This window comes from Stenotrophomonas sp. SORGH_AS_0282, from assembly GCF_030818125.1.
Taxonomy (GTDB): Bacteria; Pseudomonadota; Gammaproteobacteria; order Xanthomonadales; family Xanthomonadaceae; genus Stenotrophomonas; species Stenotrophomonas rhizophila_A.
Window position 1 is genome coordinate 3,815,337 of the sequence record NZ_JAUTAB010000001.1, and the last position, 24,307, is coordinate 3,839,643.

General features: G+C 60.8%; 31 protein-coding genes and 1 pseudogene. 11 read left to right on the top strand and 21 right to left on the bottom strand.

The features are described 5' to 3' along the window. Nucleotides 1–245 precede the first annotated feature (245 nt). Complete coding sequence (locus QE395_RS17290; protein WP_306990024.1) at nt 246–845, bottom strand: TetR/AcrR family transcriptional regulator; 600 nt, start codon at nt 843–845, stop codon at nt 246–248. Between the two features lie 75 nt (nt 846–920). Between QE395_RS17290 and bdcA the strand changes: the two genes are divergently transcribed. Beyond that, nucleotides 921–1,631, top strand: coding sequence for an SDR family oxidoreductase (bdcA, locus tag QE395_RS17295; protein ID WP_306990026.1), 711 nt, complete (start codon nt 921–923; stop codon nt 1,629–1,631). A gap of 26 nt (nt 1,632–1,657) precedes the next feature. On the opposite strand, the gene QE395_RS17300 is transcribed toward bdcA, so the two are convergent. Beyond that, a complete protein-coding gene (locus QE395_RS17300; protein WP_306990028.1) occupies nt 1,658–2,089 on the bottom strand; it encodes a DUF4279 domain-containing protein in 432 nt (143 codons plus the stop codon). Nucleotides 2,090–2,461: 372 nt separating this feature from the next. Next, a complete protein-coding gene (locus tag QE395_RS17305; protein ID WP_306990029.1) occupies nt 2,462–3,331 on the bottom strand; it encodes an NmrA/HSCARG family protein in 870 nt (289 codons plus the stop codon). Between the two features lie 97 nt (nt 3,332–3,428). Between QE395_RS17305 and QE395_RS17310 the strand changes: the two genes are divergently transcribed. Continuing rightward, entirely contained in the window at nt 3,429–4,325 is an 897-nt protein-coding gene (locus tag QE395_RS17310; protein WP_306990031.1) for a LysR family transcriptional regulator, read from the top strand. Between the two features lie 150 nt (nt 4,326–4,475). Then, nucleotides 4,476–4,708, top strand: a pseudogene (locus QE395_RS17315) (transposase); the annotation flags it as partial. A gap of 143 nt (nt 4,709–4,851) precedes the next feature. Here the strand turns inward: QE395_RS17315 and QE395_RS17320 are convergent. The 9 genes from QE395_RS17320 to QE395_RS17360 all read right to left on the bottom strand — a co-directional run bounded on the left by QE395_RS17320 (nt 4,852) and on the right by QE395_RS17360 (nt 9,331). Continuing rightward, a complete protein-coding gene (locus QE395_RS17320) occupies nt 4,852–5,028 on the bottom strand; it encodes a hypothetical protein (RefSeq protein WP_306990033.1) in 177 nt (58 codons plus the stop codon). 58 nt (nt 5,029–5,086) lie between these two features. Then, entirely contained in the window at nt 5,087–5,212 is a 126-nt protein-coding gene (locus QE395_RS17325) for a hypothetical protein (RefSeq protein ID WP_306990036.1), read from the bottom strand. A 69-nt stretch (nt 5,213–5,281) separates the two neighbouring features. Beyond that, the gene (locus QE395_RS17330; protein WP_306990038.1) at nt 5,282–5,632 is read right to left on the bottom strand and encodes a hypothetical protein; all 351 of its coding nucleotides are present in this window, start codon (nt 5,630–5,632) and stop codon (nt 5,282–5,284) included. Nucleotides 5,633–5,787: 155 nt separating this feature from the next. Continuing rightward, the gene (locus tag QE395_RS17335; protein WP_306990040.1) at nt 5,788–6,231 is read right to left on the bottom strand and encodes a hypothetical protein; all 444 of its coding nucleotides are present in this window, start codon (nt 6,229–6,231) and stop codon (nt 5,788–5,790) included. Between the two features lie 77 nt (nt 6,232–6,308). Continuing rightward, a complete protein-coding gene (locus QE395_RS17340) occupies nt 6,309–6,779 on the bottom strand; it encodes a nuclear transport factor 2 family protein (RefSeq protein ID WP_306990042.1) in 471 nt (156 codons plus the stop codon). A 12-nt stretch (nt 6,780–6,791) separates the two neighbouring features. Next, the gene (locus QE395_RS17345) at nt 6,792–7,799 is read right to left on the bottom strand and encodes a saccharopine dehydrogenase NADP-binding domain-containing protein (RefSeq protein ID WP_306990044.1); all 1,008 of its coding nucleotides are present in this window, start codon (nt 7,797–7,799) and stop codon (nt 6,792–6,794) included. 18 nt (nt 7,800–7,817) lie between these two features. Next, nucleotides 7,818–8,171, bottom strand: a complete 354-nt coding sequence (locus QE395_RS17350) for a nuclear transport factor 2 family protein (RefSeq protein WP_306990046.1) — start codon at nt 8,169–8,171, stop codon at nt 7,818–7,820. Then, a complete protein-coding gene (locus tag QE395_RS17355; RefSeq protein ID WP_306990048.1) occupies nt 8,164–8,568 on the bottom strand; it encodes a VOC family protein in 405 nt (134 codons plus the stop codon). The genes QE395_RS17350 and QE395_RS17355 overlap by 8 nt, the downstream gene beginning before the upstream one ends. 19 nt (nt 8,569–8,587) lie before the next feature. Further along, entirely contained in the window at nt 8,588–9,331 is a 744-nt protein-coding gene (locus QE395_RS17360) for an SDR family oxidoreductase (RefSeq protein WP_306990049.1), read from the bottom strand. Nucleotides 9,332–9,469: 138 nt separating this feature from the next. Between QE395_RS17360 and QE395_RS17365 the strand changes: the two genes are divergently transcribed. Continuing rightward, nucleotides 9,470–10,366 (top strand): AraC family transcriptional regulator, encoded by an 897-nt coding sequence (locus QE395_RS17365; protein WP_283938966.1) that lies wholly within the window; start codon nt 9,470–9,472, stop codon nt 10,364–10,366. Nucleotides 10,367–10,437: 71 nt separating this feature from the next. On the opposite strand, the gene QE395_RS17370 is transcribed toward QE395_RS17365, so the two are convergent. Then, nucleotides 10,438–11,187, bottom strand: coding sequence for a glucose 1-dehydrogenase (locus QE395_RS17370; protein WP_068848441.1), 750 nt, complete (start codon nt 11,185–11,187; stop codon nt 10,438–10,440). A gap of 176 nt (nt 11,188–11,363) precedes the next feature. Between QE395_RS17370 and QE395_RS17375 the strand changes: the two genes are divergently transcribed. Further along, on the top strand, nt 11,364–12,269 hold the full coding sequence (locus QE395_RS17375) for an AraC family transcriptional regulator (RefSeq protein WP_208856122.1): 906 nt from the start codon (nt 11,364–11,366) through the stop codon (nt 12,267–12,269). Between the two features lie 8 nt (nt 12,270–12,277). Here QE395_RS17375 and QE395_RS17380 read toward each other — a convergent pair whose 3' ends face one another. Further along, the gene (locus tag QE395_RS17380) at nt 12,278–12,664 is read right to left on the bottom strand and encodes a LysR substrate-binding domain-containing protein (protein ID WP_306990053.1); all 387 of its coding nucleotides are present in this window, start codon (nt 12,662–12,664) and stop codon (nt 12,278–12,280) included. Between QE395_RS17380 and QE395_RS17385 the strand changes: the two genes are divergently transcribed. From QE395_RS17385 to QE395_RS17395, 3 genes are all read left to right on the top strand, one after another. Continuing rightward, nucleotides 12,597–12,860 carry an SDR family oxidoreductase gene (locus QE395_RS17385; protein ID WP_306990055.1) on the top strand — a complete coding sequence of 88 codons (264 nt, stop codon included), beginning with the start codon at nt 12,597–12,599 and terminating at the stop codon, nt 12,858–12,860. The two genes, QE395_RS17380 and QE395_RS17385, sit on opposite strands and share 68 nt — an antisense overlap. 299 nt (nt 12,861–13,159) lie before the next feature. Beyond that, nucleotides 13,160–13,660 (top strand): carboxymuconolactone decarboxylase family protein, encoded by a 501-nt coding sequence (locus tag QE395_RS17390; protein WP_217537712.1) that lies wholly within the window; start codon nt 13,160–13,162, stop codon nt 13,658–13,660. Continuing rightward, a complete protein-coding gene (locus tag QE395_RS17395; RefSeq protein ID WP_306990057.1) occupies nt 13,657–14,088 on the top strand; it encodes a cupin domain-containing protein in 432 nt (143 codons plus the stop codon). Before QE395_RS17390 ends, QE395_RS17395 begins: the two co-directional genes overlap by 4 nt. 844 nt (nt 14,089–14,932) lie before the next feature. Here QE395_RS17395 and QE395_RS17400 read toward each other — a convergent pair. Continuing rightward, nucleotides 14,933–16,432 (bottom strand): hypothetical protein, encoded by a 1,500-nt coding sequence (locus QE395_RS17400; protein ID WP_306990059.1) that lies wholly within the window; start codon nt 16,430–16,432, stop codon nt 14,933–14,935. Nucleotides 16,433–17,720: 1,288 nt separating this feature from the next. On the opposite strand from QE395_RS17400, the gene QE395_RS17405 reads away from it, so the two are divergent. The 3 genes from QE395_RS17405 (at nt 17,721) to QE395_RS17415 (ending at nt 20,079) form a co-directional block, all read left to right on the top strand. Further along, on the top strand, nt 17,721–18,047 hold the full coding sequence (locus QE395_RS17405) for a hypothetical protein (protein ID WP_306990061.1): 327 nt from the start codon (nt 17,721–17,723) through the stop codon (nt 18,045–18,047). Between the two features lie 478 nt (nt 18,048–18,525). Then, on the top strand, nt 18,526–19,167 hold the full coding sequence (locus QE395_RS17410; protein WP_306990064.1) for a hypothetical protein: 642 nt from the start codon (nt 18,526–18,528) through the stop codon (nt 19,165–19,167). Between the two features lie 594 nt (nt 19,168–19,761). Beyond that, on the top strand, nt 19,762–20,079 hold the full coding sequence (locus tag QE395_RS17415) for a SymE family type I addiction module toxin (protein ID WP_176472569.1): 318 nt from the start codon (nt 19,762–19,764) through the stop codon (nt 20,077–20,079). 89 nt (nt 20,080–20,168) lie between these two features. On the opposite strand, the gene QE395_RS17420 is transcribed toward QE395_RS17415, so the two are convergent. The 6 genes from QE395_RS17420 to QE395_RS17445 all read right to left on the bottom strand — a co-directional run bounded on the left by QE395_RS17420 (nt 20,169) and on the right by QE395_RS17445 (nt 24,224). Continuing rightward, nucleotides 20,169–20,807, bottom strand: a complete 639-nt coding sequence (locus QE395_RS17420; protein WP_306990067.1) for a LysE family translocator — start codon at nt 20,805–20,807, stop codon at nt 20,169–20,171. Nucleotides 20,808–21,044: 237 nt separating this feature from the next. Further along, entirely contained in the window at nt 21,045–21,431 is a 387-nt protein-coding gene (locus tag QE395_RS17425; protein ID WP_093535145.1) for a VOC family protein, read from the bottom strand. Between the two features lie 106 nt (nt 21,432–21,537). After that, a complete protein-coding gene (gene purU, locus QE395_RS17430) occupies nt 21,538–22,389 on the bottom strand; it encodes a formyltetrahydrofolate deformylase (RefSeq protein ID WP_095362531.1) in 852 nt (283 codons plus the stop codon). A 53-nt stretch (nt 22,390–22,442) separates the two neighbouring features. Further along, a complete protein-coding gene (locus QE395_RS17435; RefSeq protein WP_141236176.1) occupies nt 22,443–23,306 on the bottom strand; it encodes a hypothetical protein in 864 nt (287 codons plus the stop codon). Nucleotides 23,307–23,328: 22 nt separating this feature from the next. Continuing rightward, nucleotides 23,329–23,820, bottom strand: a complete 492-nt coding sequence (locus tag QE395_RS17440) for a hypothetical protein (protein WP_249833505.1) — start codon at nt 23,818–23,820, stop codon at nt 23,329–23,331. Between the two features lie 134 nt (nt 23,821–23,954). After that, on the bottom strand, nt 23,955–24,224 hold the full coding sequence (locus QE395_RS17445; RefSeq protein ID WP_306990075.1) for a DUF2798 domain-containing protein: 270 nt from the start codon (nt 24,222–24,224) through the stop codon (nt 23,955–23,957). Nucleotides 24,225–24,307 lie beyond the last annotated feature (83 nt).

Here is a 24,307-nt window from a genome sequence, read left to right on the forward strand (position 1 = left end):
TGGTCCCCTGATGACGCAATTGTTTAAAAAACGTGAAAGTGTGCCGTGCATCACATCATCGGCATCAGGGGACCAATCTTTAGTTTTTCCTGCAGATGCCCGGCGCCATCCGTGAATGGTTAAGTAAAACAGCAACTTGGAGGCGCTCGCGGCCTGGCGCCATCGACCTCGGAGGTGATTTCGTCCCATGAAAAAGGGCCGCACGAAGCGGCCCTATGACATGCCTGGCCAAGTACCAGCGGCGGCTACCCGGGGCCGGCCACCGCCCGCTCCAACCCCCCAACCGCCAGTCGCGCGGACTCCAGCAGCCGGGCATGGTCATGCCCTCGGCGCGCATTCGTGGACAGCCCCATCATCACGGTGGTCATGTAGTCCATCACCCGGTCGGCGGCTTCCGGGTGGCGCGCCGCGACGAAGTCACGGATCGCCGCTTCAGCGCCGACCAGGAACACCATGGCCGCCCGCTTGGCGTCCTCATCGATGGACTGCACCCCTTCAATGACCATGCACCCGGACGCGCCCGACTTGCCGGCGTATCGGCATGCAGCTTCCTCAAGCACGGCGGCCAGGCAGTCGATGACGGGCCGGGCCGGATCCAGCAGTTGCCGCAGCGGGATCGCCCCGTCGCATTCATACCGGTCGAGTACCCGGCCAAACAGCTCCGCCTTGCTGCCAAAGGCGGCGTAGAAGCTGGGCGGATTGATCCCCAAGGTGCCGGTGATGTCCGCCACGCTGACGTCGTCATAGCTGCGCTCATGGAACAGCTGCTGCGCGGTGGCCACGGCAGCGTCGGGGTCGAACGCCCGGGGACGACCGCGGGGTCGAGATTGTTTTGTATCGACCACTATTAAATTCCTTGACAGCCGCCGCGAGCCATTTCTATAGTGAAGGTTACATTAATCACCAGGGCGTGTCCAACAATGACGTTCAACAACAAGAAGGTGCTGGTCTTGGGTGGCAGCCGTGGCATTGGCGCCGCGATCGTGCGCCGCTTCGTGGCGGACGGAGCTTCAGTGACCTTCACCTACAGCGGGTCCCCCGATGCGGCGCATGCGCTGGCCGCGGAAACCGGGGCGACGGCCGAGAAGACCGACAGCGCGGACCGTGACGCGGTGATCGCACGCGTCCGCGACACCGGTCCGCTGGACGTACTGGTAGTGAACTCGGGCATCGCGATCTTCGGCGATGCGTTGGAGCAGGACCCCGACGCCGTGGATCGTCTGCTGCGCATCAACGTGCACGCGCCCTACCACGCCTCCGTCGAGGCGGCGCGCACGATGGGCGATGGCGGTCGCATCATCGTGATCGGCTCGGTGAACGGCGACAGGATGCCGGTACCGGGCATGGCGTCCTACGCGGTGAGCAAGTCCGCGTTGCAGGGGCTGGCACGCGGCCTGGCACGCGACTTCGGGCCGCGCGGCATCACGATCAACATCGTTCAGCCCGGCCCCATCGATACGGATGCCAATCCCGAGGATGGTCCCATGAAGGATCTGATGCACAGCTTCATGGCGATCAAACGTCACGGTCGCCCGGAGGAAGTGGCGGGCATGGTGGCCTGGCTGGCTGGGCCGGAGGCAAGCTTCGTGACTGGCGCCATGCACACGATTGATGGTGCATTTGGGGCTTGATGCGGGGCTCAGGGCAAGATGAGCTGTTAGAACCCGGCATTGGACTCTTCTTCATCGTGATCATAGATTTCCAGCCCGAGTGCGATCCCACGCTGACCAAGGGCGAGTAACGCTTCTCCTGAGAGCCATGTCCCGTCATTGCTGCTAGCCATGAAAAGGCCGCAGTAGATGTTGGGTTCAAACCGCGCTAATGAGGCCCAGATAGTGAGATCCTGGGTAAGTTGCTGGAGGATCTCAAAGATCTGGCTCTCCAGGTCTTCTGGCTTGCGATCAGCCGCGCTGAGTCTCCAAGATCCGGTCTTGGTGATGCGCTTGATCCCGGTGCGGCTGCCGATAAGCTCCTGGCCCTTTTGATACGACACCGTTGGACTCGCCCCCAGCAGCGCGCTGATCTCGTCGGGCACGAGCTCGTCCCCGAAGAATCGTAGTATTGCCAAGGAATGATCTGGTGCTCCCATAGGAAATACCTATCGATTTGACGGACCCATGGTCCGATTGTTCATCTTGTCTAGAGGGCGCCAGGTATTGAACTTTCGGCGTCGTCCACCCGGTTGCCGGATCATATTCAGTCATCAGCCGCGCGACCCGCAAAGTTGGTTCGGGTTGGGTGAACTGTTAGTCGAGGTCGTCTCCAGACTGCTCCGACTCCTCCGCGACCTTCCGAAAAACCAGTTTTGCCCGCCATCCCAAAATAACTCCCGGCAATGCGATCGCACCAATTGTGGGCGGGTCGAGCCCTGAAGCAGCGTCAGTTTGCCATGTGGATGTTAAAGATGGCGAAGGGTGAAACTTTACTGGGCAGCGGTTCAACCGCTGCCCAGGCTCCGCCCTCAGCCCCCTGACGCATGCTCCGCCGCAAACGCGGCGTACGTACGCAACGGCCGACCCAGCAACTGCATCAACCGCTCCACGTCACCCGCGCCCGGCAGCATGCCGTCGCTGATGAAACGCTCGGCCATCTGTCGCATGTCGTAGGCCATCCACGCCGGCATGAACTGGCGCAGGTTCTGCTCGAAAGCGGCGGTGTCATCACCGCCGTAGGCGATCGGGCGGTTCAGCACATCGCTCCAGATGGCGGCCACCTTTTCTCCGGTGAGTGCTTCCGGGCCCACCAGGTTGAGTCGGGTCAGTGCGCTGTTGTCCGGCGCCTGTTCGCGGTTGAGCAGTTCGATGGCGGCAATCTCGGCGATATCGCGGGTGTCGATCATCGCCAGCCCCTTGCTGCCAATCGGCATGGGGTACACACCGTAGCCCTGCACCACGTCCTTGATGGTGAGGTCGTTGTCGATGAAATAGGCCGGGCGCAGGATCGTGGCGCTGAAGCCCATCTTCTCGATCATGCGCTCCACGCCGAACTTGCCGGCGAAGTGCGGCACGTCGACGTAGCGGTCGCTGTGGATCACCGACAGGTACACCACGCGCTTCACCCCCGCCTCGCGGGCGACGTTGAGGGTGATGAGTGCCTGGGTGAATTCGTCGGCGGCCACGGCGTTGAGCAGGAACAGCGTGGAGACGCCCTCGAGCGCTTGGCGGAGGGCATCCACATCCAGCATGTCGCCCTGCACCTGCTCCACAGTGGCGGGCAGGTCGGCGGCGGCAGGGGTGCGGACCAGTGCGCGAACGTTTGCGCCGCGCTGGATGAGGTGATGGACGACCTGACGGCCGATGGTGCCAGTGGCGCCGGTAACAAGAATGGTCATGGGGTACTCCGGGTGGGTGGTGAGGCCTCATGGTTGTTGATCCACGTGCGGGCCGATAGCCCATATACTTGGACCACCTGTCTCACTGGTGGAACACATGGACCTGCTGGCCTTGGCCGACTTCAACCTGGTGGCGCGGCACGGCGGGTTTGGCCGTGCCGCGCGCGCAGCGGACCGACCGAAGGCCACACTCTCGCGCCGCGTGGGTGAGCTGGAGGCCAGCCTGGGGGTGCGGCTGTTCGAGCGTGGCTCGCACACGCTGAAGCTCACCGAGGAGGGTCGGGCGCTGTTCGAGCGCACCGAGACGCTGCTTACCGAACTGGACGAAGCGGCCGCGTCCATTGCCTCAGGTGGCGACACGCCCCGGGGGCGGCTGCGCGTGAGCGCACCGATGCTGTTCTCGCAGATGGCGCTGGGCAGGATTGCCGCCGAATTCGTGAAGCGCTACCCACAGGTCCGGCTTGATGTCACCACCGAAGACCGCGCCGTGGACATGGTGGAAGAAGGCTATGACCTGGTGATAAGGGTCAATCCGGATCCGGATGAGCGGCTGGTGGGGCGGGTGCTGATCCGGGACCGCCTGGTGGCGGTGGCGCACCCGGACCTGCCCCTGCCCGCGCTGGGCGAGACGGCGCCTGCGGTGTTCCGGCCGTCCAGCGATGCCACCGGCTGGGACCTGGTGACGCCGCGTGGCGAGATGCGTATCGCGGTGGATCCGGTGCTGCGCCTGGGCGCACTGACCATGGTGCGCGATGCCGTTCGTGCAGGCACCGGCGCGGCGATGCTGCCCTTCTCGCTGGTTGCTGACGATCTCAGGGATGGCGCATTGGTGTCGTGGGGAAATGCAAAGGCGCCGCCCATCGAGATATGGGCGCTGTACCCGTCGCGACGACTGCTCAGCTCAAGGGTGTCGGCGCTGCTCGACCTGCTCAAGGAATCCTTCCCCGAAGGTCAGGCGGAGGAGCTGGCCGCCTTCGCAGGCGGGGGCCGCTGACGGCCAGCAGTGGCTGCTTGTATGGTCACAACTGATTGGTAGCGAAAGCCTGGAGTGAGAAGCCTTCCCGGTAGGACCGTTGATCGTCACTGCGATCAACGTGCCACCCTGCTCCCACTAGCCTTTGTATGCCGAATACCTAAGCGGCACTTCGGAAGGAAGGCGCACATCGGTGTCGATGAGTTCTCCGGACTGGTGCACCACGCGGCATGCACCTTTGCCAACGTCAGCGATGTCACGGTCACCTACGCGCTACCGCATGGTCGGGAAGACTGTGTGCTGGGCGATAGCGGCAATATCGGTGCGGATGTGCGACGGCCATCGGGAATGCACGCGACCGCCGTCAGCACGAGAGATGGCGGCGCTGCGAGGCAAGTATGCGGCCTAGCATGGCAAGTCGGCCCGTCGGCAGCCTGCAACGCCACAACCCTTATGCCTGCAATGGGCTGACCATACCCAAAGGCATCACGGATGCCCCTCAATAAGCGCCACCGGCCTATGGGTGCAACAGTTGTTCCGAGCGTCCCTAATGCGAAGGGGGACGCTTGATTGCAAGCGTACCCATTGATGCAATCACTACGCCGATGCCTGCCGAAATTGCGATGCCCTTTGGGCAGCCAAGCAGGGAAAGTACGGCGGCAAGGACGGCGCCAACAACTCCCATCGACAGCCCGAGCAGGACCGCCCGCTTGTAGGTACTCATGTCCATCTCCTCATGTGTTCGGTGCTGTCGCGTCATTTCGCGACAGCACCGCGCAATATTACTTGGCCATCTCTTCGAACAGCTTACCGAGACCGCCAGTCACCGCGCCGCCGACCGCGCCGCCCAGCCCTCCAGCCAGCGCACCGGGGCCTGCCGCGATCACCAGCGAAAGAGCCTCCGTCAATTCTTACCAATTGATGGTACTGCTTCACGTCATTTCTCCGCCCGGTCATGTCCGCGTTGTTAGGCACTCTTACAAGCGGTCAATGGAGCTGACCATTATTTCTGCAGGAGTGCCCGACATATGTCCGCAGCCACCGAAAAGTGGATCTGGCGCATGGAGCGTACCGAGTATCGAAACCCGATGACCGTCCAGCTCTTTTAGGCCCCGTTCGTTGAGCTGCACGCTACCCGAGCCGGTGCTGAGCCAAATGCTGGAGCTAGCTTTCCCAAACGGTGCAGCATCACGTCTTTCCGCTTTCGGGTAGTGCCAAATAGCAATGTGCTCGAACTCGAAGCGCAGGATTCCACGGATAGCAACTGGCTTCCCGTTGAGAAGGTCCAGTTGATCTAACGCCTCATTGACGGACAGCGGACCTGACATAGCGTGCAAACTCCTGAGCCAAGCCGAGTCGCGAAGCGGCGTTAGCCTTAATGACTTTTTGTTAGTCGTGCGCGTCCAGCCGAGAGCGCAAAAATAGCATCGCTACGGAATCTGGTTCTATTGCGTGGCCGCTATTGGCCAGAAGCGGACGTTGCTCAAAGATCCGCAGCATCTTCGACCAGCGCCCAGTCTTTCATATCCTCAATCACCCTCGCCTTGACGAAATCGAACACGTCTTCGTAGGCGTCACAGACGATGTTCCATGTCCTGGGCGATGGCTGGCTGCTATCTGCAAAAACAGGATGGAAGTACACAACCCGGTCTGTGATGCGGCCATCAACTACCAATAGACCCGCGAAGTCGTCGCAATCCTGTCGGCCGGCAAAAACAAAGACTTCTCCGCCGCTTACGTCCTCGCGCTGGAATGCGCGGGAGGCGAATGCAAAGTCAGAGGCGTCGGACAAAAAGTGCCAAGGCGTGAACCGCGTCAGCCCCTGACTGAGAAACCAACGGAGGGCATTTGGCCACACAGGATCGATCTTGGTTGGCTCCATGAGTCTACGAGTCGATAAAATTCGCTTTGGGTCGGAAGCGGACATTACCACGGGATCAACAACCCCGTCCTAGGCGGAGCGTCCGCTCCCGGCCAGAAGCAGACTAGTGACCACCCAATCAGTCAGATCCCAGCGAGCACGCTCGGATCACCCGTCCGCCAGACGTTGTCCACTATCACGTGCTTGATCTCCCACCCCGCGCCGCTGCGGTCCAGAACAACGTCATAGCGGTTTTTCATCAGGTACTGGCGTGCGCCGTCAACGCTCGATACGTGCTGCGCTTCGACCAGCACATCCACCTGCGCCGTATTGCCGTCCACCACCACCCTCGGGTTGCTGAAGGAGTGGGAGGTATCGAGGCCGTTGAGCGACGTGGACAGCGCCTCCACGATGGTTTCCCGCCCCTGCAGCACGGGGTACTCGAAGCCCGCCTTTGCGCCGGCGGGGCGGAAATCGGAGATGGCGTCTTCTGTAAAAGCCGACGAGAGCAACGCGCGGTCGCGCAGGTCGATACCTGCGGCGAAGCGGTACAGCGTGTCGACCACGGCCAGTGTGTCGTGAAGGGCATCGGGGGTTTTTTGGCGCAATGACATGGGGTGGATTCCTTAGCGGGTCGTGGGGGTGGCTGGGTCAATGAACGTGATACAGGTGTCGGCGATGGTCTCAGCGAAGCCACTGCCGAATACCCCTACAGGCGTCTGGAAGCCCGGGCGCGCCTCGCCTGCCAGCACACGGCGCGCAGCCACGATCGCGGCCAGGGGCGTGAAGCTGTAGCCGTTCACGGTGTCCAGCACTGCGCAGGTGATGGCACCGTCCGCGCCGACCACCTCTACCGCTGCCTGGTACCGGTTGTCGGCACGCTCCTGCGCGGTGGGTCCATCCGGCAGTGCTTCGATCCCGCCTTCGGGGAACGCGCTGCCGGAGACATGCACGTAGGTTTCGATATCGCCAACGCCGGTCTGCCTGGCGATGGTGATCAGATCAGGCAGCGTCACCGGGAAGCAGCTCAATGGGCCTTTGCCGAAATCGAGGTCGCGCAACGCGTCCGGCGCACGCGGTGTGAGTACATCATCCTTTCGCATCAGGCACGTGGCCGTTACGTTCTGGCTGGCACTGAGCGCCGATCCGCGTGACATCGAGCCCGCTACATGCAGGGCGATACGGATGGATACCGGTGACGGCACACGCTCCACCGCACGCGCGGCCAGGCTGCCAAGCATCGCCACGCTGCCGCCGCTACCCGGCATCAGCATGACACCGGCCTTGGTGGCGCTCACGTCATGGCGCTCCGCCAGCTGGTAGCTGTCCAGCTCGGCGGCAATATCCAGGTAATGGACGCCGGTACGCAGGCAAGCCTCCATCAGCGTTCCTGCGGTATGCGCGAACGGCCCTGCACAGTTGAGCAGCACCGTGATGTCCTGAAGCCCGTAGTCCACATCGCCAGCGTTATCCAGCGCAAACACGCGGTACTCCACGCCAAGGCGCTTGGCCAGCGTCTGCAGCGGGGCCTCGTCGCGCCCAGCCAATACCAGCTTCAGCCCAGCTTCTTTCGCGTGCGCTGCAGCCATGCGCCCGGTGTAGCCGGATGCACCGTAGATCATCAATGTTTTCATCGTGTGTTCCTCGCCACCCTATTCGAGTGAGGCGTCAATGCGGGAGATGCGGCCTGCTGAATCCATGGCCACTAGAAGAATTCCGATCTCGTGACCGAAGTCGCCAGTGAAGTCGACCCGGGCCCGTGCACGTGCATCGCCAAGGCCTTCCAGCGAAAGCAGACGGGTAACCGTGTGGTAACCCACGAAGTACTTTTCCAGATAGTCACGCACACCGGCGTGCTCGTTGAAGGTGCATCCGGTGGATGGGTCATCGATCACTGCTGTCTTGCTGAACAACGCCAGGGCGCGTTCGATATCGAACGCGTTCGTCGCGTTGATGAAGGCCACTACCGTGGCTTTCACGCGGTGCGATGCTGCGACGTCATTCATGGCCGTGCTGCCAGCTCTTGTAGACGAACTCCAGGCTGTAGCCATCCGGATCGCGTACCTGCGCGGCGTAGTAGCGCGGGTCGTAGTGCAGCTGCGGGCCCGGCGGATGGATCTCGCTGGCGCCAGCGGCCATCGCGGCGGCATGCGCGGCATCGACCATCGCGCGGGAATCTGCCACAAAGCCAACATGTGCCGCCTGCGCCGCCGCCACGCCCTGCCGCAGCCAGAAGAAGACCCGCCCGCCTGCGCCGAAGCCCTTCAGGTCCGGGTGGCCGGGTGGACCCTGCCGGCCGTCGTAGTCGAGCCGGTTGACGATGCCCAGCGGGGCCAGCGCCGCCGTGTAGAACGCAACCGAGCGGGTCGTGTCGGTGACAGTGAGGAAAATGTGGTCGAGCATGTCGAACTCCCGTTGCAAACTAGATGTTGTAGCCGCCTGCAACTTCAATGGTCTGCGCATTGACCCAGGCCTGCTCATCACCGATCAGCCCGGCAATGACGCGGCCCACGTCGTCCGGCTCACCTACCCGGCTCAGTGCCGTCTGCGAGGCCAGCAGGGCTTCGAATTCATCATTGAGGCCGCCGCCCAGCTCGGTTCGGATCGCCCCGGGCGCGACCGCGTTGACGCGGATGCGGCGCTCGCCGAACTCCTTGGCCATATAGCGGGTGAGCACTTCCAGCCCGCCCTTGAAGGCGGCGTAGGGCGCCACCCCGGCGGTGGCAACACGCGTGGTGGCGCTGGTGACGTTGACGATGCTCGCGCCGGTACCCAGCAGCGGCAGCAGTGCCTGCGTGAGGAAGAACGGCCCCTTCAGATGCACGTTGAACAGACCATCGAACTGTTCCTCGGTCACCGTCTCGATCGGATTGAACAGCCCGAAGCCGGCGTTGTTCACCAGGCCATCCAGCGCGGATGCGCCCCAGGTTCCCTGCAGGGTGTCCTTCACGTTCGCCGCAAACGCTGGAAAGCTACCGGTATTGCCCACGTCCAGCTGCAGGGCCACTGCCGTGCCGCCTTCTGCCTGGATACGCTCCACCACCTGCTGGGCAGCGTGCGGCTGGGCGTTGTAGGTGAGGATGACGCCCATGCCGCGCTGCGCGCAGTGCAACGCGGCGCTGGCACCAATGCCACGGCTGCCGCCGGTGATCAGTACGTGCTTCATGCAGGTAGTCCTGTGCAGTGAGGGGATATGCACAGGCTAGGGTCGCCGGCTGCGGCGCGCCGACCTGATCCTCGCCAATTCCTGCCTATTCCTGCTTTCCGCCTTGCCAGCCCCCTGCGGCGGGTGTCCAATGGGGACATGGACAACGCACTGGAAGAACTGCGCCGCCTTGCGGCGCATGCCGAGAATCGCCGTACCGATACGGGCATTCCCCGCGTTGCCATGGTGCAGGGCGAGATCCCGGAGCATGCCCTGGCGGCCGTGTACGAGCCGATGATCAACCTGATCCTGCAGGGAAGCAAATCCATGACGGTGGGTGAGAAGACCCTCGAATACGACCCGGCCACGTACTTCATCATGTCCGTGGACCTGCCGGCGGTGGGTGCCGTGCACCCGGCCAGCACCGGCGAACCGTACCTGGCGGTGAGCCTCACGCTGGACCTTGGCATCATCGCTACGCTGTTGTGCGACACCACCGATGCCGCCACCGGGCGCGGCGAGCCCTCGACCCAGACCGAGGCCTTCAACGTCGCCGCCGTCACCCCCGAACTGATGGATGCGTGGGTACGCATGCTGCGCCTGATGGAACGCCCCGGCGAGATACCTGCGCTGGCCCCGGCCTACGAGCGCGAGATCCTGTACCGCGTGCTGCAGGGACCACACGGATGCATGCTGCGGCAATTGGCCACGCCGGATTCGGCGCTGGCCCGTATCAGCAGCGCCATCCAGCGCATCCGCAGCGATTACGCAAAACCGCTGCGCATTGCGGCATTGGCCGAGCAGGTGGCAATGAGCGAGTCAGCGTTCCACCGCCACTTCAAATCCGCCACCGCACTGAGCCCGCTGCAGTACCAGAAGCAGCTGCGCCTGCTGCAGGCCCGCCAGATTCTGGCGACGCGCGGCACCAGCGTTACCGCAGCCGCGCTTGATGTCGGCTATGAGAGCCCCACCCAGTTCACCCGCGAGTACGCGCGTGCTTTCGGTCTGCCGCCCTCGCAGGATGCGGCGCGAATGGTCGCGAGTCGGCGCGGTTAAATCGCTTGAGGATCTGAACTTCAGAAGGGGGCAGGCGCACGCACCGGTGCGCCTGCGAACGTGCTCAACGATCAGTAGCCAACGCCACGCACGCCACCGGATGACCGGATCGATTCGCCGGTAACCCAATTCGCATCATCTGATGCAAGGAACACAGCGAGCCGCGCAATGTCTTCCGGCTCGCCGAAACGGCCGAGTGGCGTGCCTGCCAAGAGCTTCTTACCAAGCTCGCCGGTGAAATTGCCACTGGTTCCCGGGGTATTCGTATGGCCTGGCAGAATGGAGTTGACCCGGATTCCGCGCCCACCCATCTCGCGCGCGAGGGCAAACGTCAGGGTATCCACCGCGCCTTTGGTAGCCGCGTACACGCTGGAGGCCAAGTACGGGTCGGTGCTGAGGATCGAGCTGATATTGATGATGCTGCCTGAGGAACCAAACAGCTTTGACGCCTCGCGAATGGCCAGCAGATACCCCAGTACGTTCAGATTGAACTGCTTGTGAAACGCATCTTCGGTCAGGTCTTCGATCATCTCAAAGACTGCCACACCGGCGTTGTTGACCAGGATATCCAGGCGACCGTACTCGGATCTCACCGTGCTGAACAGGTTGACCACGTCTGCAGAATTGCTCATGTCGGCCTGCGCTGCCAGCGCTTTACCCCCGCGGAGCTCGATCTCGGCAACGACACGTTCTGCGTCACTTCTACTGGAGGCGTAGTTCACCACCACTGTCGCGCCTTCTGCGGCAAGGGCCTTCGCTATTCCGGCGCCAATGCCTTTCGAGCCGCCGGTGACGACAGCAATTTTTCCGTCTAGTTTCATGTGCTGAGTTCTCTATGAGTAGGATCACTCGGTGGAAGCTGGTGCAGTTCCTTCTCGGCGCTGCGCTTTCACCGGGCCACCAGTATTGGACGGCCCGGAGCCTCCACGCGTGCCCTTTACTCGCACATCCTTGCCTATTCTTATCACTCGCCTGGCTATTCTCTACGCGGGGGCCCATGATCAACCTCATGAACGATTCAATGGCTGAGCTGCGCTCAATCGTCACGCGGGCGGGGGACAGATGGACCGAGACAGGCATCCCAAGGGTCGCCATGGTTCACGCTGAAGCCTGCGCCAGTCAGGTTTACCAACCGATGCTCCATCTGGTCCTGCAAGGCTCAAAGACACTATCGATCGGCGATCAGCTGCGCCGCTACGAGGCAGGAACGTATTTCATCGTCCCCGTTGATATTCCGGCCACGGGACAGATCTTTCCAGGAGAAGGCGGGCAGGCCTACATGGCAACCAGTCTCACCTTGGAACCCGCCATCATCGCGAGCATATCGGGCGGCGCAGAAGCGGCGCCCGCGACGTGGCGAGCGGCTTGTTTCGCCCCGACGCAAGCGTCATCGGAGATGACCGACGCTTGGCTGCGCATGATGCGGCTGGTTGACCGCCCTGGCGATAGGGAAGTCATGGCGCCTCTGATTGAGAGAGAGATCCTGTTCAGAGCCCTGCAGGGACCTCTTGGCGGTGCACTGCGTGAGATCTCCCAGCCAGATGGTCGCCTGTTTCAGATCCGAAGAGCGATCCAATGGATCCGCGAGAACTTCTCCAAGCCATTTCGAGTGGAGCCGCTGGCCGCGATGGCCGACATGAGTGTCGCCGCCTTCTATCGCCATTTCAGGTCTGTTACGGCCATGACACCCATCCAGTACCAAAAGCGGCTTCGCCTTCTTAGGGCGCGATGGTTGCTGCTGTTCGAGCCTCGCGACGCTGCGTCGATTGCATTTGAAGTCGGGTATGAAAGCGCCTCACAGTTCAGCCGTGAGTACGCACGGCTCTTCGGCCTACCACCTTCCCGCGACGCTGCCCGTTTCCGGGCAGGTGAATATGCTGACCCCATCAGCCCAGCAGCGTAACTCCTTCGTCAGGCTCTCAGGAGCTCGCGCATCTCAGCTGCGACGAAGTCGGTGAGCAGCCGAACGCGCGCCGGCAGCATGCGGCCGAAGGCATGGATGGACTGCAAGGGCAAGCCAGGCAGGCGCTGCGATGGCAGCACCTGCATCAGCGTGCCGCGGTCCAGGTCGTCCTGAACGGAGCAGCGGGTGAGGGGTGCCACGCCCACACCCGCCAGGGCCGATGCCCGCATAGCTGCGCCGGTATCCAGGCACACTCGACCGTTCGCCTGCACACTGGTGCGCCCTGCCTTCCTGCAGGCAATGAATGATCGGATCCCGGCAAGGCGCATGGGCGCGGCGGAAGAACGGGCCAGTGCCGCAATCTTCCTTGCCTCGAGTGAGAGCAGCTTCGTCAATGGCGCCGAACTGCGCGTCGACGGCGGCAGTACTTGTCTTGGGGCTGCCGTAGCGGAAACCTGGTCGATAGGACGCCACCTGCCTTGCCGGATGGGTGGCGATCCGCCCAGTCTTGCTGATGGAGGCTCGATAGGGGGCAATCCCTGTTCATGGCGCTCATCCCATCGGTCGGGTTGGAGGGTCCCACGTAAGTAAGTACAGGCGGATGCCGGGCGTCATCTCACTCAGGGCGTCGAGATAGGCATCCCAAGCTTCCGGCGCCACTTCGTCTGCGAGTGAATTGGCCGGGTTGCTCGCCTCCGGCGGTGGCGCGCATGCGCAGAATGGATTGTCCATGTCAGCTAGACGCCCCGGAGCACTGCCCTGTGACGCTTCCACTGTTGCGCGGAAGTAAACACTGGCGTTACCCGCAGGTGTCTACCCGGGGCGAGTGGGCGGGCATAACGTGGCACCGCGCTGCAGTCCCCCCGCGCCACTTCCCAGGACCCAAGACCATGACCCAACGTCTCGACTACCAGCAGCAGTCCCCCGAGCTGACCAAGAAGCTCATGGAACTCAGCATGGCTGAAGCAAAGAGCTCCATCGAAGCGTCCATCCGCCACCTTGTGCATATCCGCGCCTCGCAGCTCAACGGCTGCGCGTTCTGTGTGGACATGCACGTCAAGCAGGCCACCATCCACGGTGAAAGCGCACTGCGGCTTCACCACGTGGCGATCTGGCGTGAATCCAACCTGTTCACGCCGCGCGAGCGTGCGAGCCTGGCGTGGACCGAGGCGCTGACCTGCATTCCGAGTCAGGGCGTGCCGACCGAACTGTATGAGCGCGTTCGCGGTCAGCTTTCTGAGAACGAGATCTCCGATCTCACCTTCGTGATCGCTGGCATCAACGCGTGGAACCGCATCAACGTGGCCTTCCTTGCCGTTCCGGGTTCCTTCGACAAGGCATGGGGATTGGACAAGGCTGGCCTGTCCGTCGCACCGGCGGTGACGCAATGAGCGCGCGCGCGATGTGGGCGGCAATCGCTCTCTCCATGAGCCTCTGCCTGCTTTCCGGCGCCGCCATCGCGCACGGGGGCACGCATGCAACCGATGCGCCGCACGCGGTGGTCGCCGAGGTGGCATCGCAGGCGCTGCAGGACTACCCGGGCAAAGAGATCACGCTCATCACCGTGGACTACCCGCCGGGTGCGGTTGACCCCGTCCACCGCCACGATGCGCACGCCATCGTGTACGTGCTCGACGGCACCATCATCATGGGTGTGAGGGGAAAGCCTGAGCAGACCATCAAGGCAGGCGAGACGTTCTATGAAGGCCCGAACGATGTCCACACCGTGGGCCGCAATGCCAGCCAGAGCAAGCCCGCCAGGTTTGTGGTCTTTCTCCTGAAAGACAAAGAAAAGCCGCTACTTATTCCCGCGAAGTAGCTCCATGCGCTACCGCATTCGAGTTCCTTCGGTACGCTGGCCCGCGAGAGTAAAGATGCGCTGGTGCCGATTGCAGCCCTGCTAGTTGAGGTTCGCTAACACACGATGGTGATATCTCAGGATGTCACCACGCGTCTCTTGCCGGCCAGCATGCCGGCAAACTGCCGTTCGAAAGTATCCCGTTGCATGCTCAGACGCAGACACTGGCCGGATCAGTGTGTGCAGGTTAGCAGTAGCGCCGAGTTGCCCCGGGCATGGACTGGAGCGCAGCCGACGTTACCCTTCGCAAGTTTACGCGCCGCAAGTTGCACCCCAAATGCGCGTTCCAAGAGAACGATGGGCCTGACTAATGCCGCCCGGCACCGGCGCTGGCTGGCGCCTGCATGCGGGGTATCCGCGAGGTGCATGGATAGGGCTGGCGCACGATCGCTACGTGCTGTGGAGCGATCAGGACGCGATGTAGGTAGGGATCCGAGTATAGCTCCACGGGAACCTTCAGCCGATAGAACCATTGAAGGTCATGGCAGCCGGCGTCTCGTTGGCCGTACGCATAGAGTTCAACGTTCTTGTCGATAGCCGCTGAGGAAGAGCGGATGGGAGGTGAGTTGCCGAATCTCCTCGCTCAACACCAGCTGAAGCTGCTGGCTCCACCAACTCCTGAAGGTACACGCACGCATCTTCAGTACGTAGGGCACCTATGCGATAGACACCAAATCCTGGTGCGATCGAGCAGTTTGAGGTGAAAATCCCCCGATACTTCAACGCAATACACACATAGCCGAATCCTGACCTGATCGCCTGGACCGCCTTTGACTAAGGCCGTATTCGCTCATCCATGCGCAGTTTAGCTCGATGCTTGAGGTAGAAAATGCTGTTCGAATGTCTTCAAGAGTGGAAGATCGTTCAACGCCTTAACGCGAGCTCGAAGGTCGCCTGCCTCAAGAACGGACAGCTCAAATTTCTTCACATTGGCACTTCTTGTCTTCTCAACTCGACTACGCGCATCTTCTGATAGTTTGCCGCTAGTCCAGAGCTCAAACTTCGGCACGGGTCCGGACCAATCGATCTGCTCAAGATGATTGCGTACGCGCTTGATTCGGGTTGTAAGCCAGAGGCCGACCTCTTCGTCATCCACAATGGTCCCTGGCGCGATTCCTTTGCATTCAATCATTAAAGCTTCCACACCTTCGTTGACACAATAGACATCCACTTCGGCAATGCCGTCCTCGCCTTTGCATATCTTATTGAGCTTAACTTGAGCTGCAGCTGTCCTCCGGACCACTTCCGCCACTAGCAGTTCAAAGAGCGCTCCCCGCATGTTTCCCACCGCGCCTTCGAGCTTACCAAGCTTGGCAAAAAGCGCGTCAAACTTTCCTGGATCCACAACACCTTCAGCCGCCCTCTGCAACGTCTGAGTTAGTTCACGGAAGCCATCAGCAACGTCTTTTCCGAAGAGAGAAGCGGGCGTAGCGGGGATGATACCTGCACCACGCAGGGCCTTGAATGCATCAGCCTCGTAGCCATGTGCAACCAAGATATAAACAGTGCGACCAATGTTCTTTAAAGCCTCGGTTGATCGAACCTTGTGAATGAACGGTTCGACGTGAACCGCTTGAGCGCTTTCGATCAGAAGCACATCACAGACCACCCAGCCAGGCTTTACTCCCTTATCCTTCTGCATGGTGATAGTCGATGTAAGGTAGCTCGGCGCGGCCAGATCCCATGCAAAGGTTCCCACCCTTGGCATCTGTGCTCCCCTGGTCTGCACCTTGTTGTAGCTGGCGATGGCAAGTCTACGCAGCCACTCCTTGACACTCTCAAGAAGAATTCCCTCAGCCACGAGACGTGCCCTGGCCTCAACAGCTAGTTTGTCGAAGTTCCATTGCAGATTCAGTTCGTAGGTTCTCTTTGACATCACACAGATGCCCAAGCCTGGCACGTTGGCTTTTGCTAGAACGTTGGCATCAATGAGACGCTGCAACAATGTCGCAGCTGAGATTTGCTTCTTCTGAGCGAGCGGCGCTCCACACACAGCGAGGAAATGTGCCTCCGGCACGACCCTGCGCGCATGGACAGCTCCCAGTCCGCGCGCATACGGGCCGTTTGCTTCGAGAATTGCCGCGTACAGTCGTTCCCAGTAGCGCGGAGACGCGTAGTCATCCTGATGGTAGATGAAGCGCGCTTTCCTAGCGAAGGGAAGATGAGCGAGCCGCTTGATTTCAGGATGGCCTCGACTCACTCGCTGGCGGGCCGCAGCGGGCGTCATTCCCTGCTTGCTAACAAGGAACTCGGTAAGGTCGGTACTCAGGCACGGGCCTAAAGATTTTACCAGCGCGGCTAGCATTCCTAACCCCTCATGTCACAGAGCGCTATTTATAACATTCCACTACGTGGGTCGGTCTGTTTTCTTGGGGCACCAGTATTGTGCTTATACATCAAATACTTAGGCGTGCATTTTTCGACCTCAAGGGCCTCTCTGTCACAGTGCGGGTGTCACCAGACGTCGCGCGATCCTATCTAAGAGGCCGCTGGAAGTCTTCGGCTGTTAGCTGATGGCCACACGTTTCGGCTCGAACAGAGGCTCTTGCCGCATAGAAGTGGTTGCCCGGAGCTGCTACATCGCCTATCGGCGCTTGCCAGGTGTCCCACCAAGTTTGGCTCGCTCTACTTCAAGTCTGGCTGCACTGTGTAGAGAGCTACTCGTGCTTACTTGAGCGCATTTCGCATATTTATGGGTGTAGATCGGAGGGGGTAAGGATGCGCCAATCCAGGCCTCTCCACTCGGGGGCGTTGTGTCTACTCGACGGCGTACCTCACCGACTCGGCGTCGCAATCGTTTGAGCGTGGCGCCAAGTCCGTCGTCATCTGTCGGATAGGACTATCCAAACAACGGACACTGGGCCCAGAGCCCTATCTCTCTCGGGCCGGGCCGCTAGTGAAGTGTTCGCTTGACTGAAAACTGGTGTTACGGATGACCGCTGGCCCGATACGCTCGTGCGCGGATGTTCCTTGATGGGCGTCTATTGACCATTGCAATTGCCATTTCCAACGAAATAGCAGCAAGAGGCGGATGGCCGGGTTCGTCGACCGAATGCAGCCAATCCAATTGGAGGGAGCCCCCGCAGCGGGCTGATGAGCAGTGGTTAGCTCGTGATCTCACCTTGGTGGTGGAATACCCTGACGCTCAGCGAATTGCTGACCACGAGCGATGTTCCTTTGCTTTCATCTACTTGTCAGCGGGAATGAGTAGTTGCCATGGCGAGCCTACCCTTGATTAGATATTACGTTGGACTAGGCGCTCTCTTCACCAAATCGGCCAATGATTGCTGAAATGACAAAACCGACGTCGGCGACCCGAATCGCACAGGGAGCTCATCAAAAAGCGGGAGGTTTCGCCTCGCAAGCGCAATTCCTTGCAGGCTTCTGTCGCTTGGCGCAGGCCAATCAGGAACCAACCTCGCCAGGAATGCGAGCCCTGTAAGCGCAGGATTGAAACTGTACATAAGTAGCTTCACTAGGGCCTCGGCGTGACGCTCCAGTAGGCTCTTGATGCAGTGCTGGTCTCTACGGAAGTTCAGGGAGTAGCTGCACGGAGTCGCATCCAGGAAACAACTGACCGACGGAGCCGCTGGATGCGTCAGCTCACACAACTCGCCGTACAGCTCGATCGCTCCTTGTACGCCGAAGCGTTGAACTTGTCGGATGTAATCACCATTGCCTTTGGCTTCGTGGGTCGGCGGGGCGCCGGCGCCCCTCGCCTGCCTTTGGGCGAAGGCAAAGTGGATCAAGCGGTCTTCAAGGTCACCGAAGGCAAATTCTTGCTTCACGAGGGCGGGTTGGTGCAGCGCCATATAGAGGAAGTCACGGCCTTCCACCAAGGTTTGGGGAAGGTGCTGCAGCACGTCATGACTATCTGCAGCGGCCTCAAGAAATCCCCTCAGGCAGGCTGCGAATGCTAATAAATTGCTGGACTGGTAGCTACTAAGTACTCCGCTGAGCCAGCGATGATTCCTCGCGAGTGTTACAACGCAGGCAAGGTGGCTTCGTTCCAAGAGGCTGAGAGCATAGCTTGCGCGTAGTAAGGGCCAGACCAAAGGCTCAGATCGGGCAACCTCGGGGTTGGGGTCAAGAAAGATGGCGGTGTACTGCACTCCACTGGCACGATCCAACAGTGGTTCGGTGGCTGATGCATATTCGCGAGCCAAGTCAAGCGCGAGAACTGGTCCGCTGCGCATTTTACCCTCCGAGACATCTTATCTAATTGGTGGGCTCATGCCTGCCGAGATCTCCAGAGTCCGACTACACTTGCCGATCTCGTGAATGCAGGTCAACGGTCCGGTTTGTGAAACGCCTCACCTCGAAAATTTCGCCAAGCCTAGTCCCGTGGCTCGTGGCTATTATAAGTGGAAACAACCGATAACATATAGGAGAAGGCGAATGCGCACGCTGCTTCTTGTAGTTACCATCCTGGCGGCATTGGTCCCCGGCGTTTGGTGCTTCATCGAGGTTCTAGATGGAAACTCGCTTTCGTTCTCCTCGGTCACTGCCTTTTTACCAGCAGTGGTTGGTCTCCTTGCTTATCTAAATGCTGACTCCCCAGCAGCGCGGAATGAGGTAATGGTGGCTCGTTCAGATAACGCAGAGCCTGCGGTCGCAGCGCATGATCTGGTCCTTTTTGATAAGTTTCAATTGGATCTTCCATTTGACCCAACGGTCAAGCTCCTTCGCGAAGCCAACTTCGATGCTGACTACCGGTCCGAATGGCTGCAGCCTCTGAACCGATTTGTCGAAGACTGGGACAACCCAAACTATGAATTTATAGACGCTTCCTTGGAAGATTCGCGCGCCGTCTTGTACGCAGCAGCGCGCTCCTTGGCATTTGTCTTTGCCAGGGAGACTGTTCCGCACGACGGCAACGAGGGATGGCGAACCGTTTATCCATGGCGGCAGCGAGGAGGCCCACGACCCGAGCACATAATCGAAAGCGCGCGTGTCCTCAACGAGGCAGCCCGAGCGTTTGTTCCGGTCTATGAGCAGTTTGTCCGCCTTGCCCGTGAGCGCTTGAAGGTGGCTGCCTGAGAGCATGACAGCGCTGGCTGCGCTGTGGATTGCTGACATGGGGCTTGTTACCCAATGACTGCCAACCAAGAGGACCCTCCACTGAAATCTGAGTTTTTGCAATGTGCACCACATAGCCGGATCGAGTTCTGACCAGTCCAACCAACGGTATTCATACAAACGTCTCTGCTGCTTCCAAGTGGCGGTGCAAGGTTCCGCGCAACAGGGGTTGTTTGCGTCCTCTCTTCTATCGCGGTCCGGTCATTGAGTCGGTCCGTTGCGCACGATTGGATGCCCTTAGTTTCAGGAAATGCGTTTCACCGAGGCCCTGGGGACCTTAGTGCCGGCTCAATTGCGTCACACCATTGACCCAATGAATCGAACATGTCGGTATGCTGGCCAAGTATCAACTTCTCTTTGCTTGAGCAGCTGTGCATCGTCTGGATTCGGGGCTTGATATCCCCTTGTTAGACCCATGAAAGCATGAAGTTCTGCGTCGGGAGGGTGGCGAATACAACACCCCCTTGGGAAATAAGTCACGCCGATGGTCTAACGGATATCAACCTCCCGACTCCCTTGTCGCCGACAAGGGAGTACTTCCGATGGAGTAGACGCATGCGCAGTTCAAAGATGGATTCATGCAACGATCCCAGCCAGCAGGTTGGCATCGGCTGGTATCAGCCCAAGAGCCTACGCATTTCCGCCCTGCGGCACCCTGCCGGCAACATCCTGCCGCCGGACCTGTCCATTCCCTACCTGTCGCTGTGCGGAGTGTGGTTGGAGCGGTTGGGGTTCAAGACCGGTCATCGTGTGTTTGTAGAAGTGACACCCGGGCGCGTTACGTTGACGCTGGATGAGACGCCGGTGCCGTTGCCGTACCGGTATCAGAAGCACAAGCCGAAGAAGAGCCGTCCGGACGCGTTGAGCGAGTAGCTGGGGGCTCGCACGTCTGGAGTCCGGCTGTAGTTGAGGCATTGGAGACACGCCGGCGTGTCTCCGCCCTACCCTCGGCCGAGTTCGTGTTACGCCATGAACACCAGTCGCAGCGCAAACCCGATCAGCAGCACGCCCATTACTCGCTCGAACCAGTGGCTGGCGCGCATGAAGCGCTGGCGTACGGCTGCTGTGGAGAGCGCTACGCTGACCAGGACGAACCATGCCGCGTTGACCAGGCACATCCACAGGCCGTAGAGCATCTGCACGGGGAGCGGTGTCTTTGCGCTGACCAGTGTGGTGAACACAGCCAGGAAGAACAGGGTCGCCTTGGGGTTGGTGGCGTTGGTCATGAAGCCGATGACGAAGGCTTGCCTGGGGGATTGCTGCGCAGTCTCACTCGGCCCGTCGGGAGTGGCCTCGCCGCCCGTGCTGGGCTTGCTGCGGAGGAACTTGATGCCGAGGTAGAAGATGTAGGCCGCGCCGAGCCACTTGGCTGCTGTCATCAGCCAGGGGGTTGTGTGCAGGAGTGCGCCTACGCCGATGAGGGTGTAGAGGACATGGACCGAGATGCCTGCGCCTATTCCCAGCGAGGTGTAGATGCCTGCTTTTCGGCCGAAGCGGACGCTTTGGCGGACGGCTACTGCGAAGTCTGGGCCTGGGGCTATGACAGCAAGCAGGTGGACTATCGCCAGGCTTAGGAATTCTGCCCAGTAGGGTGCGAACACTTTTGACTCCGTGGTGGTGCGGTGGCGCTCCATTCTCCGTGCGGTGCCGCCTGGGGGCCGGCACTACCGCACGGTTTTCTGCCGGTATCGTGAAGGCCGGCCAACGGCCGGCGCTACCGGGTCTTTTGCGACTGTGGGGGTCGCTATCAGAAGACTGCGGCACGGTGTCCATCGAGCATGCCTGCGGACGGCGCGGCCCAGTATCTGTGACCTGTAGTCTGGCTCAGAACCGACCGGCTAGTTCGCAGGGAGGTACTCGGAGATCTCTATCAGGTTGAGTTCGGGGTCCCGGACATACACAGATCGGATCTTGCCCAATGCACCGGTGCGCTCGACGGGGCCCTGTTCGATCTTCACGGAGTTGCTGCCTAGCTTCTGGATGACCTGATCCAACGGTACTGCGGCAATGAAGCAGAGGTCCAGGGAGCCCGGCACAGGTAGGTGCGCCTTGGGTTCAACCTCATGCCCCTTTATGTGCAGATTGATCTTCTGGTTGCCAAACCGGAAGGCCTTTCTGCCCGCTCCGAACGTTTCCAGGGTCATCCCCAAGACGTTGACGTAGAAGTGGGTAGTGGCCTCTTCTGCGGATGTGGTCAGCACGAGGTGATCCAGGTGGTCGATCATGGGGGCGGTCGCAGTTGGGCGGTGGCTTTATCGTAGCCGTATGCACATTGCGCGTTGTGGCGCCTTGCAGCCGAAAGGCGCCCAGCAGGAGGAGCCGCCCCATCGGTTACCTGAATACAACGGTGCGGTGCCCGTTGAGGATGATGCGGTGCTCTACGTGCCTGCGTACGGCACGCGCCAGTACCTGCGATTCGGTGTCGCTGCCGAGGCGGACGAGATCGCGGGGCGTCATGGCGTGGTCCACCCGTGCCACGTCCTGTTCGATGATCGGGCCTTCGTCGAGATCGGAGGTGACGTAGTGGGCCGTTGCGCCGATGATCTTTACGCCGCGCGCGTGGGCCTGGTGGTACGGCTGCGCGCCCTTGAAGCTTGGCAGGAAGCTGTGGTGGATGTTGATCGCGCGGCCGGCCAGTGCCTGGCACAGGCGCGGTGAGAGGATCTGCATGTAGCGCGCCAGCACTACCAGGTCGATCTGTTCGCGTTCGACCAGATCGATGATCTGTTGTTCCTGCACTTCCCGGTTGTCTGCATTCACCGGCAGGTGGTGGAACGGAATGCCGTAGGAACCGGCCAGGGGGCCGAAGTCTTCGTGGTTGGAGGCCACTGCGGCGATGTCCACCTGCAGCTGGCGGCTGTGCGCGCGGAACAGCAGGTCGTTGAGGCAGTGCCCCTGCTTGCTCACCAGCACCAGCAGGCGCGCACGGCGGCGGGCGTCGTGCAGCTGCCAGTCCATCTTGAAGTCGGTGGCCAGCCCGGTCATACGGGTCTGGATGGTGTCGATGGGCTGGCGCGGGTCGCGGTCGAAATGCACGCGCAGGAAGAACCGGCCGCTTTCGTCATCGCCGAACTGCTGCGCATCCAAAATGTTGCAGCCCTGCTCGAACAGCAGGCCGGAAACGCGGTAAACGATGCCGGTACGGTCCGGGCATGAGAGGGTGAGGATGGAATCAGGGCGCATGGATGAAGTCTATGCCAGCGGCTTCCGAGGCGAAATGGTGTTATCAGATGTAACTATGGAGATCGTCGTCGCTCCATCGGCTCTTCAACCACTCGGCTCCGCCAAGCCTCCAGGACTTCACCATCCTCCGGCATTCCGCGAAGGGTATCAATGACCCGGCCATTCTGTAGTAGATGAAACACCGGCGTCTCGTTGGTTGCCACACCCTTCGGCGTACGTCCAGGCACCTCTGCTGCCATCGGGTGGGTTGGGTAGTGCGCGTTCCATTTGCGCATCTCGCCCTCCTCCCATGCAGAGCCTGCGGGGACCAGCAATGTCAGCATGGGTAGCATCCACGACCACGTGCTGCCGTCCATCACTTTCGACATCGCCCGCTGGGAAGGCGCGCAGTGCGGATGTACTACCGCCACGATCTGCCACCCTTCCTGGTTGGGCCAAGGTACGTCCGTGACGCCATCTTCGCTGAGAAGCAGGCGGCGCGGTCCGGTACCACCTGCCAGCTCCAGGGCTGGAAGCTCGGAAACCGAGATACCAAATTTGCTGCGGAGCTGATTGGCCGCGCTGAAACGCCTGGACGCCACCAACACCCCATGCACCCTGTGGTGATGGTATGGACGCGCGTTGTTCGTCGCCACGATTGCGTCATGGAGGCAGATGAGGCGATCGACAAGTAAAGCATCCGGCCTGTGGACTACGACCAGATGCGTCGCAAGGAACAGATCCTCCCGCCTATCGATGGGTATGGAGTCGCATTCCAAGCTTCTCAGTGCGGGAGGTATGCCTTCGTCATAGGCATGACGCATGATCCGTAGGCGGTCATCATCTGTTTCCGGCCTACTCTCGATGTCCCGCACCGTATCGTAAAGCGTAGAAGTGCTGCTATCGGACTTTGGCAAGGCCGACAACAGCACTGTCATCAGCAGAAGAGCCTGCACGCGGTCAGCACTTTGGGGTGCAGATGGAACTGGCCGACGTTTTGCAGGTGCCAGTACCTACGCACTGATAGCTGTAATGATGGTCCTCACAGCGAGGACTCAGCATCTTCATGATTTCCGAGTCCCGCTCTCCCTGAATCGGGATAGGGAGGCGGCGGGCTGAGCGTTGCGCGCCCAGCAGGGATAGCACGTCGTAGGCTTGGCCCAACGTCAGTTCGCGCTCCATTTCGATGGTTGAGAAGCTGGTCAGGCCCTTCTCGTTGAATCGGAGAGATGCGACGAAGCTTGCCATCGCATCATCACTGAACGCCCGGAGGGGGGAGTTCTGCGGCATGGCGTTGAGGTAGTCCAGTAGACCGGCCTCGCTTTGGATGGGAGCCGCTGACTCTTCCGCAAGGCTCAGCTGCCTGTCTATCGGGGACGTACCCGGGCAGTCTGCGTATGCGTTTGCACTAAAGAGAGTAAGACACAGGAAGGCTACGTTCTTGTAGTTCATATCAACATCCCTCAGGTCTGCGGCGTTGTTGCCGCAGACCGAATGTGCGGCCAACGCAAACGCAAATCTGTGTTGGGCGTACTGGTGTGTGAAGAATCAATCGAAACCTGGATTTCGAATGTTTTCATCAACCGTCAGCGCGCCGGATGCACGGTCAGCGCCACCAGCCGCATCACCACCGGCCGCACCAGCAGCACGCAGCAGAACGCGGTGGGCATGGCGAGCTGGTAGGCGCCGAGTACGCGCATGGGGAAGTCGGCGTTGATGCCGGCGTTGGCGGCGGTGATCACCAGGCACATCAGCATGGCCATGATGGAGGCCATGAAGAAGGCAAAGACGTACGGGGTGGCGCGGGCGCCGAGCTTCCAGCGGGCGGTGGCCAGGGTTTGAACTTGTTGCGACATCAGGGGTCCAGTGGGCGGCAACCAGCGGTTGCGGGACCGGCACGATAGTCAGCGGGGCCAGGTGCGGGTAGACCGCCGGGCGT